The organism is Tepidiforma bonchosmolovskayae (assembly GCF_008838325.1).
In the GTDB taxonomy this organism is placed as follows: domain Bacteria; phylum Chloroflexota; class Dehalococcoidia; order Tepidiformales; family Tepidiformaceae; genus Tepidiforma; species Tepidiforma bonchosmolovskayae.
The window spans coordinates 2,622,768-2,635,939 of sequence record NZ_CP042829.1 but is presented as its reverse complement, the minus strand read 5'-3'; the positions used below and the strand labels follow the sequence as shown (position 1 = coordinate 2,635,939).

Below are 13,172 nucleotides of genomic sequence, written 5' to 3'. Positions count from 1 at the left end.
AGACGGTGGGTGAGCCTAGAGTATAACAAACCGGTCAATCAGCGTGTCGAGCCCCGCGGCGCCGGCCGGTTCCCCAGGCCCGAGTGCGTATAATCCGGGCACTCTTCCCGCCGGAGCAGCCGCATGGCCGAGCCCTACTGGACCCCCGAACGCGTCGACCAGGTGGTCAGCGCCCGCGCCCGCATCCTCGGACCCCAGGTCTGGGCAGCGGCTACACCGGACCCTCGCCACCTCATCTCCTTCGCGGGCGGCCTCCCCGATATCCCGTCTCTCCCGGCCGACGAGCTGCTCCGCGCCGCCCGGACCGTGCTCGACCGCGAGCGGAAGGAGGCACTGGAGTACGGCGGCACCTTCGGCCCGCTGCCCCTGCGCGACGCCATCGCCGAGCGCTGGACCCGACTCGAGGGCGTTACCGTCACGCGGGACCACGTCATCATCGCGAGCGGTTCGGCGCACGCAATCGGCATGGTATGCGAGACCCTGCTCGACCCCGGGGACATCGTCATGGTCGAAAGCCCGAACTTCCCAGGCTCGATGCGCACCATCCGGTCGTTTGGCGCAGAGATGGTGGCGATCCCGCTCGATGCCGACGGCATGCGGACGGACGTCCTCGAAGAAAAGCTCGCTGCGCTCGCGGCCCAGGGCCGGCGGGCCAAATTCATCTACTGCATTCCGAACCACCAGAACCCGGCCGGCTGCACGATGAGCCTCGCGCGCCGGGAGCACCTCCTCGACCTCGCCCGCAGGTACGACACCTTCGTCCTGGAGGACGACGCCTACGGCGAGCTGTGGTTCGAAGAGCCCCCGCCGCCATCCATTTTCGCCCTCAGCAATGGCGAGCACGGGGTCAAGGTGTGCAGCTTCTCGAAGACGATCGCCACCGGCCTCCGGATGGGCTGGGTGCAGGGCCCACCGGCGCTCATCTCCCGGATTGCCGCGCTCCGGTACGACATGGGCTCCAGCCCGTTCCTCGGCCGGGTGATCGCTGAAATGATTCGCAACGGCGACCTGGACCGGCATGTCGAGCGGCTCCGGGGCATCTATCGGCGCAAGCTCGAGCGGGTCGAAGCAGCCCTTTCCCGGTACTGCGCCCCGTTTGTGAGCTATACCCGGCCCCGGGGCGGCTTCTTCCTCTGGCTGGAACTCCGGGAGGGTCTCAACTCCCGCGAGGTCCAGCTCGCTGCGAACGAGCGCGGCGTCATCGTCGGGCAGGGCCCGCAGTTCTTCGCCGACGGGAAGGCCACGAACCACCTCCGCCTCGCCTTCAGTTATGTCGCAATGGAAGAGATCGAAGAAGGCATCCAGCGGCTCGGCGAGGCGATGTCCGATGTTGCCGCCCGCTCCGGGTTGAAGTAGGAGCCCGGCAATGCCCGCCATCGACGCGGTCTCCATCGGGTCAGTCACCATTGCACCGCTGCTCGACGCACCGGTCCTCATGAACCCGCGCCACTTCCTGCCGCAGCATGCCGACCGCTTCTACGACGAGTTCGGTACCGAGGCGGATGAGCGCGGGCTGTTCACCATGAGCGTCACCTGCTACCTCGTCCGTTCCGCGGGCCGGACCTTGCTCATCGACACCGGGCTCGGCCCACGGCGGAGGCCGGGCTTCCCCGTGGGCCGGCTCGACGAGGCCCTCCGGGGCGCAGGGGTGGACCCGGGCGACATCGACCTCGTGGTCCATACCCACCTGCACATCGACCACGTCGGCTGGAACACCGTCGACCTCGACGGCGGGCGACGCGAGGTCTTCTTCCCGAAGGCGGAGTTTGTCATTCAGCAGACGGAATGGGACTACTGGATGGCGCCAGAGCGGCTCGAGGCGCCGGGAAACGACCACCTGCGGGAGTGCGTCGAACCCCTTCGCGACACAGGCCGCATCCGCTTCGTCGAGGGCGAGACCGCGCTCGACGAGCATCTCGTGTTCGTGCCGACGCCCGGGCACACGCCGGGACACGTCGCCATCGGCATCGTCGACGGGTTCGAACGGGGGCTCATCATCGGCGATGCGTCGCACCACCCGGCCCAGCTCATCCACCCCGACTGGTCGCCCGCGTTCGATGTCGACCCCGTTCAATCCGCGGCGACGCGCGAAGCGCTCTTCGAACGCGCCATTGCGGAGGGCCTTCTCTGGATGGCCGGCCACTGGCCGCACCCCGGCATCGGGCGGCTGACCCGGCGGGACGGCCGCCGTGTCTTCGAGCCGCTCTAGCGGCGAGTTGCGGGCGCAGCAGCCGAGCCGGTAGCGTGTCGGGCAATGAGCGCCCGGACCGGCCTCCTCCTGCTTGTTGCGGTGGCAGCAGTCCTTGCCGGCGGCGGTGGATGGCCCCCCGCTGCCCGGGCGGCCGGCATCGTCACCGTGACATCGACGGCCGACGCCGCAGGGACCTGCCCGCACCCGAGCAACTGCACCCTTCGCGCGGCAATCGCCGCGGTCAACAGCGGAGGGGCATCGACCATCCGCTTCGACCCGGCCGTCTTCCCGGCGGCTGTCCCGGCGGTCATCTCGGTGGGCTCGAGCCCGCTCCCGCCGCTCACCGCCGACGGGGCGACAATTGATGGCTCCGGCAGCGGCGTCATCCTCCGCAGCGCCTCCGCCAGCCTGAGCGTTCCGCACGATGGTCTGCGCGTGACCGGCTCTGGCGCCACCATCCGGGGCCTCGCGTTCGAGGGCTTTTCGGGCGTCTGCCTCCACGCCGAAGGGGCGAACGCCACGGTCGGCTCCCCGGCGGCTCCCAATCGGTTCCACGACTGCGGCGTCGCGATCCGGGTCGCCGGAGCGGCCGGCACGGTCGCTGCGAACGACATCTCGGCTGACCCGGCCTCGCTCCCGGACGCCATCGGGATCCTGGTGTCCGGGAGCAACGGCACCATCGGCGGGGCCGGCGCGGCCCGGAACACGATCGACGGGACGGCGGTCGGGGTCCGGGTCACCGGCGGCTCGGCGCCCGTTGCGGGGGTGACCATCGAAAACAACAGCTTCCGCCGGATCAGCAGCGCCTGCGTCGACCTGGCCGCCGGCTCATCCGGCACCACGGTGCGCGGCAACGCCTTCGAGGACTGCGGAACGGGCATCGTGGTCGCACCGTCGGTCGAGCCGGCGCCCGTCGACCGCAACAGCTTCGCCGGGAACACGTTCAGCGCGCTCCGCGGGCTGGCGATCGATCTCGGCGCCGACGGCCTCCGGAACCCGCCGGCCCAGCCGCCGCCCGGTCCGAACGGCTGGGTCGCGTACCCCGCAATTACGCGCGCGACTCCTTCCGGCATCGAAGGGACGACCTGCCCGGGCTGCCGCGTGGAGATCTACCTGGCCAGCCATACGCCCGGCGGGCAAACCGACTACGGCACGGTGCCCCTCCGGCCGCCAGTGACCGCCGATGCGAGCGGTCGTTTCTCCGCGGCCACGATGGTCTCGCCCGGGCAATGGCTGGTTGCGCTGGCGACCGATGCGCAGGGCAACACCAGCGAATTCAGCCGACCGGCGCGTGTCGGCTCCGGCGCGGTCGTCTGCGGCAACGTCCAGCTCCTGCCGGGGTGGAACCACGTGGCATACTTCGGCAGTGCGCCGCTGATCCTTGGGGATGCCTTCCCGTCCGCCGAGTCACCCGCCGTGACAGCCATCTACCAGGCGGTCGACGGGACGCCGCAGTACCGCAGGTGGCTGGCTGCGACCAGCGCAGGGCGCACGCTGGCGGCACTCGAGCCGGGGCAGGAGTACTGGTTTCTCGCCACGGCGCCGGTGACATTGCCGGGCGGCTTCTCGGTCTCGTTCCCGGTGCCGGTCACGCTGCAGCCGGGCTGGAACGATCTCGTCTACATCGGCGGGTCGGCGGACCCGCGCGATGCGCTTGCCTCGCTGGAGGGAAAGCTCCTCGAGGTCGCCAAGTGGGACGCCGGCACCCAGCGCTGGCGCCGCTTCGGCGACGGCACGGCACCCGCCTGGACGGCGGGCTTCGACCTCATGGAGGCGTGCGCAACCTACCAGGTGCGAGTCAGCGAGGCGGTCACCCTGCAGCCGCTCCAGCCGTGACCGCAGCTGCGTATACTCTCGCGCCATGACTATCGAGATTCGCCCCTGCGCAGACCGGGATGAGCTGCGCGACTACGGCCGCATCGTCTCCTACGTCTTCGCCAGCGAGGAAGGGATGGACGACGAACTCGCTGCCACGCAGCCGGAGTGGACGGTCTGTGCGTTCGTCGACGGGAAGATGGCTTCGACCCTTGGCGTCTGGCCGTTTACGGTCCGGCTGAACGGCGTTCCCGTCCCGATGGGCGGAGTCACCGCCGTCGGGACCCTGCCGAACTACCGGCGCCGCGGGCTGCTGCGCCAAACCATGCGCAAAGCGCTGGAGACGATGTACGAGCGGCGGCAGCCGCTGGCCATCCTCTGGGCGAGCATGGCGGCGATCTATCAGCGGTTCGGCTACGGCCTGGCCTCGACGCGTGTGGCGTACCGGTTCGACCCCCGCCTTGCCGCGCTTGCGGAGCGACCCCAGGTGCCGGGACAGATTGAGCTGCTGAACGTCGAGGAGGCCTATCCGGTCATCAAGCCCGTCTTCATCGAATGGGCCACACCGCGGAACCTGGTCATTCACCGCTCGGCCGAGCTCTGGCGCGTCTCGACGTTTCGCCCGCCGAAAAAGGGCCTGCCGGTGCACGTCGCCGTCTACCGCGACGCTGACGGAACCCCGCGCGGGTATGCGGTGTACACCGCTCAGAGCGTGGAGCACACCCCCGACGAGGGTGAGCAGGAGCTCCAGGTACATGAGCTGGTCGCGCTCGACGCAACGGCGTGGGCGGCGCTGTGGGAGTTCCTGCGGGCGCACGACCTCGCCCGGCGCGTCGAACTCCGGGCTGTCCCGCCCGATGACCCGGCCCCGCTGCTCCTCCTCGAGCCGCGCGTCCTCAACCGTCGCACGCAGGACGCCATCTGGATGCGCGTGGTCGATGCCGCGCGTGCGCTCGAAGCGCGCCCGTACGGGGCGGCAGGCCGACTGACCATTGCGCTCAGCTCTGATGACCAGTGCCCGTGGAATACGGGCACGTACGAACTCGAAACCGACGGGCCGCGGGCGGAGGTGCGCCGCGTGCACGGGCCGGACGCAGACATCACCCTTGAGCCCGCCGCGCTGGCATCGCTCCTTGCCGGCCAGTGGTCAGCCAGCTTCCTTGCCCGGGCCGGGCGGCTTCAGGCCGATGACGACGTGAAAATCCGGCTCGCCGATGACCTCTTCAGGACCGCGTACGAGCCGTTCTGCCCGAACGGTTTCTAGCTGCCGCCGGTACCGACGAGGCCGAGGTAGCGGTCGCGGTCCGCAGCCCGCGCCGGCTTGTGCTTCACGTCGTCCGGGCCGAGCGGCCGTGTCCAGGTCGCGAACTCGAGAAGGATGCCGTCCGGGTCCTGGAAGTAGAAGGAACGGATGAAGGTGCCCTCGTGGACCTCGCGGGAGACCTGCCGCGGGCTGTCGTCGTGGTTCAGGATAGGGGTGACCTTGATGCCCTTGGCCTTGATTTTCTCGTAGTACTCGTCGAACTTCTCGGGCGGCACGTCGAACGCGACGTGGTTCATCGACCCGTGGGCGGTGGCCAGTTCGCCTTCACCGGGCATGCCGGCCGGCGACGCAATACCGGGCGCGGCCTCGGGAGCGTTCGGGAACCAGAAGAAGGCGAGCGAGTCGCCGTTCCCGATGTCGAAGAAGAAGTGCTGGCCCATGTTGTTCGGCAGCTCGATCGTCTTGATGAGCGGCATGCCGAGCACGTTGCAGTAGAAATCGACGGTGCGCTCCATGTCCCGGCAGACGAGCGCGAGGTGGTTGATGCCCCGGAATTCGAATTCGGTGTTCTTGCGTTCCATACTGCCTCCTGCCGCCTGAACGGTCGGCCAAAATACAGTACACCACGGCAGCGGGGGCCGGCTACGGGGCGGTCCTGCGTCAATCCAGGTCGGCGCGACGGTTGCCGAAGCGGTCCCAGTGCGTGATCGCGCCGAGCGGCTTGCGCGGGGCGACGCCGAACCGGCCGCGGGGCCGGCCCATCGGCACCAGCGCCGCGATTTCGTACCGATCGGGGATGCCGAGCAGCTGGCGGACCTCGTCCTGGTAGATGCGGATGACCGTCGTCAGGGTCGTCCCGATGCCGAGGGCCCGGGCCGCGAGCATGAAGTTCTGAACCGCCGGGTAGACGGATGCGTAGGGAGAGCCGACATCGAGCGGCCCCTCGGCGTCGCGGAGCGTCATGCTGATGTTCGGCATGAGGAACAAGACAGCAACCGGCGCCTCGGCGAAATGCTCGGCGAGGTGCCGTGCCGAGGCCACAGTTCGGCGGTGGCGCTCAGCCTCGGCGTCATCGCGGAACGGCGGCGTCGCGGCCAGCATCGCTGGCTCGTAGCGATCGTAGGCACGGCGGTAGATCTCCCCAAGGGCCGCACGCGTGGCCGCGTCTCTGACCACGAGAAACTGCCACGGCTGGATGTTCCCGCCGCTCGGCGCCTGGCGGGCCGCACGGAGGCAGGTCAGCACCTCGTCGTCGGTCACGGGCTCGGCCGTGTACCGGCGGATAGCGCGAAGGGTCATGATGCCGTCGATGAGGTCCATGGTCGTCCTGGTCAGAGCATGAAGGTGTCGGTGGGGAGGTCGAGCATGATGCGGCCGACGACTTCGTACATTTGCTGGCCGACCATGACGTGCTGGGTAAGCGTATGCATGTCGCGGAAGTGCCGCTGGAGCGGGCTGGACTCGTAGATCGCGGAGCCGCCGCCCAGGTCGTAGCAGATGTCGACCGCCCGGGCGCAGCTGCGCGCGGTATGGGTTGCGGCCAGCCGGAGGCGAGCCCGCTCGGCAATGGGTAGCGCGTCGCCAGCCTCGGCCGCGGCCCAGGCCGAGGCGACGACATCCGAGAGAAACGCCCTGCTGGCGCCCAGGAGGGCCTCCGCCTCCGCGAGCCCGGACTGGGCCGCGGCACGCTCAGCCAGGACGCGGCGGCTCCCGGTCGGCGTCTTCGCCCGGGCGAGGGTGGTCAGCTCATCGATCGCCGCCCGGGCGATGCCCAAGCCGACGGCTGCAACGCCGATTGCAAGGAGCCCGTACATCGGGAAGCGGTAGAGCGGGCCGTCGGCCCAGGGCGGCTCCCCGCCGATACCGACCGTATGGTGCTCGGGTACAAAGAGGTCGCGGACCTCATAATCGTGGCTGCCGGTCCCCCGCAGGCCAGCGACATGCCACGTGTCGAGGATGGTAAACGCGCCAGCGGGGAAGAAGGCCATCCGCAGGTGCGGATGCCCCGAGGGCAGCATCTCCGGCTTCCCGTCGCTGCCGAGGACGGTCACCCCTCCCAGGAGCCAGGTGCAGTGCGGCGAGCCGCTGCCGTAGGCCCAGCGGCCTGACACGCGGTAGCCGCCCGGGACCCGCGCGGCGGTGCCGCGGGGCATGAGCATCCCGCCGGTAATCGAAGCAGGGTCGCCGTGAATCTCCATCGCGCCCTGTTTCGGGAGGAGGGCCGCGGTGAGGCCGGTGGTCGCGGCGATCATCAGGCACCAGCCGGCGGCGCCGTCGCCCTCTGCCACCGCCGCGATGCAGTCAACCAGGTCGGCCACCGTCGCTTCGGCGCCGCCAAGTTCGCGCGGCACCAGCATGCGGAAGAGCCCTGCATCGCGCAGTGCCGCTACCACAGGCTCGGCAAGTCGGCGATCTCGCTCGGTCTGGTCGGCGTATGCGCGCGCAAGCGGGGCGATTGCCCGGGCAGCGTCACGCAGTGACGATGCAGCGGCCTGCATGGTGCACCTCCTCGCAGGCCGCGAAGCGTAGGTCCCGGGCACCCCGGGCGCAAGTCTGCGTCAGGCGGCTTTCTTCGAACCGAAGGGCCAGGGGAACCGCCGCTTCTTTTCGTCCCGCTGTTCGGCAGGCCCGGCGAAACCCCGGCCGCATCCCTGGCAGTAGGCGTACACGCTGAGATTCTCACGTCCGCACCACGGACACTTGCGCATTGCCGGAACCCCTCTCTCGAGCCGCAGCATCGGCCGCTGCGGCGCTCTCTGGCCGATTGTACGCAGTTCACCGGAACCGCCGCGCCGCGAGGATCCGCCAGGTGTCCACGATTTCACCGCCCCTGCGGACGAAGTAGACATCGTGGAGGTTCAGCGTGGTGTCGCCATGGCTGGGGATCAGCTCGATGCGGTCGCCGGGGTGCAGACTGGCGACGCCGTCGCCCACCAGAATTGCGTGCTCCTCGCTCAGCCGGGCGGCACGGAGGCGTCCATCGACGGAAACGGGCGGCCCGAACTCGTTTGTCAGCGACTTCATGCCGCAGTCAGCCACGGCGTACCGCTCCTTCACCGCGATAACTGTCGTCAGGAGCGTCAGCGCAAAGCGGAAGTGACCGGGGATGAACGCTTCGTTGTGGAGGTCGTTGAAAATGTAGGTCCCGGCCTGGAGTTCGGTGACGAACGGCATCGTGGCGGCGATGGGCACGCTGGCGGTACCCGAGGTCGAAACGATCGCCGGGGGCAGGCCGGCCTCCTCCAGGGCCTCAACGTGAGCGCGGACCGTTGCGAGCGCCTCGCGGATGAGCGCCTCCCTGGCGCCGGGATCGGGCTGACCGTACATGTGCCCCTCGTAGCCCATGACCCCCCGGTAGTCGACGCCTTCCTCGACCAGGAGACGGGCAAGCCGGACCGTCTCGGCAGGGACGGCGGTGCCGCACCGGCGCATCCCGGCGTCAACTTCGATGACAGCCTTGGCCCGGACGCCGGCCTCGCGGGCGGCCTGTGCGAGCTCGCGCACGTTGAACTCCGATTCGACCGCAATTGTTATGTCGATTCCACGGGCGAGCAGCGCCATGAGCCGATTCAGCTTCGGCGGGCCGACCACCTGGTTGGCGACGAGGATGGGCCCGAGACCGGCATCGGCCAGCACTTCCGCTTCACCGAGCTTCGCAACCGTGATGCCGATTGCGCCGGCCGCAAGCTGCATGCGCGCGACCTCTGGACACTTGGGCGTCTTGAAGTGCGGCCGCAGGCGGACGTGGCTGCCCTCCAGCAGACGTTGCATGCTGGTGATGTTGTCTTCGACAGCGTCGAGGTCGAGCAGGAGCGCGGGGGTGTTGATGTCATCGAGGCGCATGCGCGGGACTTTACGGCGCCAGAGGCCGTCCCGCTACCGTCAGCTGCGGGCGGCCTCCACCGCGGCGTACTTCGCCCGGCGGGCCTCGCGGGCGCGAAGCGACGGGTTCAGTTCGGCCTTCCGGATACGGATCGACCGGGGCGTCACCTCGACCATCTCGTCAGCAGTGATGAGGGTCAGGGCCTGCTCGAGGCTTGGCGGCTGGGGCGGGACGAGCTTGACCGCGATATCCGCGGTCGAGCTGCGGATATTGGTGAGGTGCTTGGCCCGGCAGACGTTCACGTCGAGGTCGTTGTCCCGTGCGTGGAGCCCGACCACCATGCCGGTGTACACCTCGTCGCCGGGGCTGATGAAGAGGATTCCCCGCTCTTGCGCAGCCGCGATGCCGTATGCCAGCGCGGTGCCGGTCTCGCTGGCGACCAGCGCCCCTGAGCGGTGCCGGCCGATTTCGCCGGCCCACGGCCGGTAGCCGAGGTATTCGGTGTTCATGATGCCCTCGCCCCCGGTTCCCGTGATGAACACGTCGCGGAAGCCGATGAGGCCGCGGGTCGGGATGTCGAACTCAAACCGCACGCGCCCATCTTCGCCCGAGTGCATGCCGACCATCTGGGCCTTGCGGCCCGAGAGCGCCTCGATGAGGAAGCCGGTGGCTGATTCGGGAGCCTCGATCAACAGGCGCTCGAACGGCTCCTCGCGCCCGTTCGGGCCATCCCGGAGGATGACCTCGGGGCGGGTGACCGCGAATTCGTACCCCTCGCGCCGCATGGTCTCCACGAGAATCGCGAGGTGCAGTTCGCCGCGGCCGCTGACGATGAACTGGTCCGGCGTCTCACCGTCTTCGACCCGGAGCGCGATGTTCGTTTCGACCTCGCGGAGCAGCCGCTCGCGGAGCTGCCGGCTGGTAACGAATTGCCCTTCGCGCCCGGCAAAGGGAGAGTCGTTCACCCGGAAGGTCATTTTCACCGCAGGCGGTTCGAGGGCGATGGAAGGCAGAGGTTCGGTCACGGACGGATCGGCGAGCGTCTCGCCGATGAGTACGTCCGGCACGCCGGTCACGGCGACGATGTCGCCGGCGAGGGCCTCCTCGAGCTCCACCCGGTCAAGACCGCGGAAGCCGAAGACCTGCCCGACGCGGAAGCTGCCGCGCCCCCCGTCATGGGCGAACCGCTGGATGGCCATCCTCGGCCGCACGGCCCCATCGCGGATCCGTCCGACCGCGATACGCCCGCGGTAGCTGTCGTAGAGGAGCGTGGTCACCAGCATGCGGAAGGGAGCACCGGGGTCGCACTCCGGGCCGGGCACCCGCTCGAGGATGGCGGCAAACAGCGGCGCCATATCGCCGCCGCGCACGTCGGGCGATGTGCCGGCGTACCCGTCGCGCGCACTGGCGTAGATAACCGGGAAGTCGAGCTGGTGCTCCTGCGTCGCGAGCTCGAGGATGAGGTCGGAGGTCAGCTCGAGCACCTCGGCCGGCCGGGCGTTGGGGCGGTCGATTTTGTTGATGACCACGATGGGGTAGAGGCCGAGTTCGAGCGCCTTGCGCAGCACGAACCGGGTCTGGGGCATCGGCCCTTCGGCCGCGTCGACGACGAGCAGACAGCCGTCGGCCATGTTCAGGACGCGCTCAACTTCGCCGCCGAAATCGGCGTGGCCCGGGGTATCGATGATGTTGATGCGGACGCCCCGGTGTTCGATCGCGGCGTTCTTGGCCACGATGGTAATGCCCTTCTCCCGCTCGAGGGGGTTGGAGTCGAGGACGAGTTCGCCGACCTGCTCGTTGTCGCGGAAGACGTGCGACTGCTTGAGCAGGGCATCGACCAGCGTCGTTTTGCCGTGGTCCACGTGGGCGATGATGGCGACGTTTCGGATATCAGAGCGGCGCTCGGGCATAGATCCAGTGTGCGGGAGCGGATGCACCCGGTGAAGCGGCGGCCGGCGCCCGGGCCTTTGCGAATCCGCGTGCGGCACCGCACACTGGACATCACTACGACCGGAGGGCCGCGATGAGCAGCAGCTACGACCTGATCCAGGAACTCGTCGCCGGGAAGCGTCCGGATGCCGACATCGTTCGGCCGCAGGACATCATGCCGTTCGTGATCGAGAGCGACGGCCGGCGGGAACGCGCCTACGACATCTACTCGCTCCTGCTGAAGGAGCGGATCGTCTTCCTTGGCACCCCCATCGATGCGATGGTCGCGAACCTCGTCGTCGCCCAGCTTCTCTATCTTGCCCGCGAGGACGACGAGAAGGACATCATGATGTACATCAACTGCCCGGGCGGGAGCGTGACGGCCGGGCTGGCCATCTACGACACCATGAACCTCATCCGCCCGCAGGTGTCCACGCTGTGCATGGGCCTGGCGGCCAGCATGGGCACCGTCATCCTCTGCTCGGGCGCCAAAGGCAAGCGGTACGCGCTTCCGCACAGCACGATCCACCTGCACCAGGTGCTCGGCGGCGCCCAGGGCCAGGCCCGCGACATCGAGATCCAGGCCCGGGAGACGCTCCGGCTCCAGCGCGTGCTCCGGACCATCATCCAGGAGCGGACGGGTCAGCCGATGGAGAAGATCGAGCATGACACCGACCGGGACTTCTGGCTCGACCCGCCGGCTGCGAAGGAGTACGGCCTGATCGACGAAATTCTCGACCGGCCGCCGAAAGGCGAAGGGAGCCCGAACGGCAAAGTCGCCGCAGGCTGAGGCAGGCGCCGGCGCGGCACACCGCGGATGAAAGAAACGAGGGCGCTCCGTTCGGAGCGCCCTCGTTGGGTTCGCGAAACGGGACCGGGCGGCTCAGGCCGCGTTCGCGGCCTCCACGGCCTTCTTTGCCGCTTCGAACAGGCCGTTCGCGCGGATGAGCGGCAGCCCCGACTCCTTGATGAGCTGTTCGCCTTCGGCCAAGTTCGTGCCGACGAGCCGCATCACCACCGGGACATCGATCTTCATCTGCCGGTGCGCCTCGATGACGCCCTGAGCGATGATGTCGACCCGGGCCATGCCCCCGAAGATGTTGACGAGGATCGCCTTCACGGCGGGGTCCTCGAGGATGACCTTCATCGCGTTCACCACGCGCTGCGGGTCGTTCACCGTGCCGATATCGAGAAAGTTCGCCGGCTCGCCGCCCGCGAGCTTGATGGTGTCCATGGTCGCCATGGCGAGGCCGGCGCCGTTCACGATGCACCCAATGTTGCCGTCGAGCTTGATGAAGTTGGCGACGCCGAGCTGCTGGGCCTTGACCTCGAGCGGGTCCTCTTCGTCGAGGTCGCGCATGGCAGCGAGCTCTTTCTGACGGAAGAGCGCGTTGTCGTCGATGTTGAGCTTGGCATCGACGGCCACCACCCGGCCGTCGGTCGTGAGCGCGAGCGGGTTGATCTCGACGAGGCTGGCGTCGGTGGCCATCAGCGTGCGGTAGAGACCCTCAACCACGCGGCCGAACTGGTCGGCCTGGTCGCCGGTGAAGCCGAGGCGTGCGGCAAGCGTGCGGCCGATGTACGGCGAGTAGCCGGCAGCAGCGGGAACGGGCATCCGGACGATCGCCTCGGGGTTCCGGTGGGCCACGACCTCGATCTCCTGACCGCCCTCGGCCGACGCCATGATCAGCGGGCAGCCCTGCATGCCATCGATGATGGCGGCGAGGTAGTACTCCTTCGCGATGTCGGTCTGCTCGGCCACGAGCACGTGCTTGACGAGCTTGCCTTCCGGACCGGTCTGGATGGAGACGAGGTGTTTCCCGAGGATGGCGGCGGCAGCCTGCTCGGCCTCCTCGGGGGTGTCGGCGAGCCGCACACCGCCGACCCGATCGCCGCGGACCTTGCCCGAATAGTTCTCCGGGTCGGAGACCAGTTTCTGATACATCTCTGCGGTCTCCGCCTGCTCGACGAGGCGGCCCTTGCCGCGGCCGCCCGCGTGGATTTGGGCCTTGACGACGACCTTGCCGCCGAGTTCTTCGGCGATCTTCCGCGCCTCGGCCGGCGTGGCAGCCACGCGGCCTGCCGTCACCGGCACGCCGTTCCTCGCGAGCAGGTCGCGCGCCTGGTACTCATGAAGCTTCATGGGGTGC

General features: G+C 68.9%; 11 protein-coding genes. 5 read left to right on the top strand and 6 right to left on the bottom strand.

Annotated features, from left to right (window positions below):
- The first annotated feature begins 123 nt into the window (after nt 1-123).
- Genes Tbon_RS13115 through Tbon_RS13100 form a run of 4 tightly spaced genes read left to right on the top strand, consistent with a single transcriptional unit; the run spans nt 124 to nt 5,270 of the window.
- Nucleotides 124-1,356 carry an aminotransferase-like domain-containing protein gene (locus Tbon_RS13115; RefSeq protein WP_158068110.1) on the top strand — a complete coding sequence of 411 codons (1,233 nt, stop codon included), beginning with the start codon at nt 124-126 and terminating at the stop codon, nt 1,354-1,356.
- Nucleotides 1,357-1,366: 10 nt separating this feature from the next.
- Nucleotides 1,367-2,209 carry an MBL fold metallo-hydrolase gene (locus tag Tbon_RS13110; RefSeq protein WP_158068109.1) on the top strand — a complete coding sequence of 281 codons (843 nt, stop codon included), beginning with the start codon at nt 1,367-1,369 and terminating at the stop codon, nt 2,207-2,209.
- A 45-nt stretch (nt 2,210-2,254) separates the two neighbouring features.
- Nucleotides 2,255-4,027 carry a right-handed parallel beta-helix repeat-containing protein gene (locus Tbon_RS13105; RefSeq protein ID WP_158068108.1) on the top strand — a complete coding sequence of 591 codons (1,773 nt, stop codon included), beginning with the start codon at nt 2,255-2,257 and terminating at the stop codon, nt 4,025-4,027.
- 25 nt (nt 4,028-4,052) lie between these two features.
- Complete coding sequence (locus Tbon_RS13100) at nt 4,053-5,270, top strand: GNAT family N-acetyltransferase (protein ID WP_192498000.1); 1,218 nt, start codon at nt 4,053-4,055, stop codon at nt 5,268-5,270.
- Here the strand turns inward: Tbon_RS13100 and Tbon_RS13095 are convergent.
- From Tbon_RS13095 to typA, 5 genes are all read right to left on the bottom strand, one after another.
- The gene (locus Tbon_RS13095; protein ID WP_158068106.1) at nt 5,267-5,851 is read right to left on the bottom strand and encodes a VOC family protein; all 585 of its coding nucleotides are present in this window, start codon (nt 5,849-5,851) and stop codon (nt 5,267-5,269) included. The two genes, Tbon_RS13100 and Tbon_RS13095, sit on opposite strands and share 4 nt — an antisense overlap.
- Nucleotides 5,852-5,930: 79 nt before the next feature.
- Nucleotides 5,931-6,590, bottom strand: a complete 660-nt coding sequence (locus Tbon_RS13090) for a nitroreductase family protein (protein WP_158068105.1) — start codon at nt 6,588-6,590, stop codon at nt 5,931-5,933.
- Between the two features lie 11 nt (nt 6,591-6,601).
- Nucleotides 6,602-7,768 carry an acyl-CoA dehydrogenase family protein gene (locus tag Tbon_RS13085; protein WP_158068104.1) on the bottom strand — a complete coding sequence of 389 codons (1,167 nt, stop codon included), beginning with the start codon at nt 7,766-7,768 and terminating at the stop codon, nt 6,602-6,604.
- Nucleotides 7,769-8,045: 277 nt separating this feature from the next.
- Nucleotides 8,046-9,113 (bottom strand): alanine racemase, encoded by a 1,068-nt coding sequence (locus Tbon_RS13080; RefSeq protein ID WP_158068103.1) that lies wholly within the window; start codon nt 9,111-9,113, stop codon nt 8,046-8,048.
- A 39-nt stretch (nt 9,114-9,152) separates the two neighbouring features.
- Entirely contained in the window at nt 9,153-11,003 is a 1,851-nt protein-coding gene (gene typA / locus Tbon_RS13075; RefSeq protein WP_158068102.1) for a translational GTPase TypA, read from the bottom strand.
- Between the two features lie 194 nt (nt 11,004-11,197).
- On the opposite strand from typA, the gene Tbon_RS13070 reads away from it, so the two are divergent.
- The gene (locus tag Tbon_RS13070; protein ID WP_192498225.1) at nt 11,198-11,812 is read left to right on the top strand and encodes an ATP-dependent Clp protease proteolytic subunit; all 615 of its coding nucleotides are present in this window, start codon (nt 11,198-11,200) and stop codon (nt 11,810-11,812) included.
- A 93-nt stretch (nt 11,813-11,905) separates the two neighbouring features.
- Here the strand turns inward: Tbon_RS13070 and sucC are convergent, their stop codons facing one another.
- Nucleotides 11,906-13,165, bottom strand: coding sequence for an ADP-forming succinate--CoA ligase subunit beta (gene sucC / locus Tbon_RS13065; protein ID WP_158068100.1), 1,260 nt, complete (start codon nt 13,163-13,165; stop codon nt 11,906-11,908).
- Between the last annotated feature and the right edge of the window lie 7 nt (nt 13,166-13,172).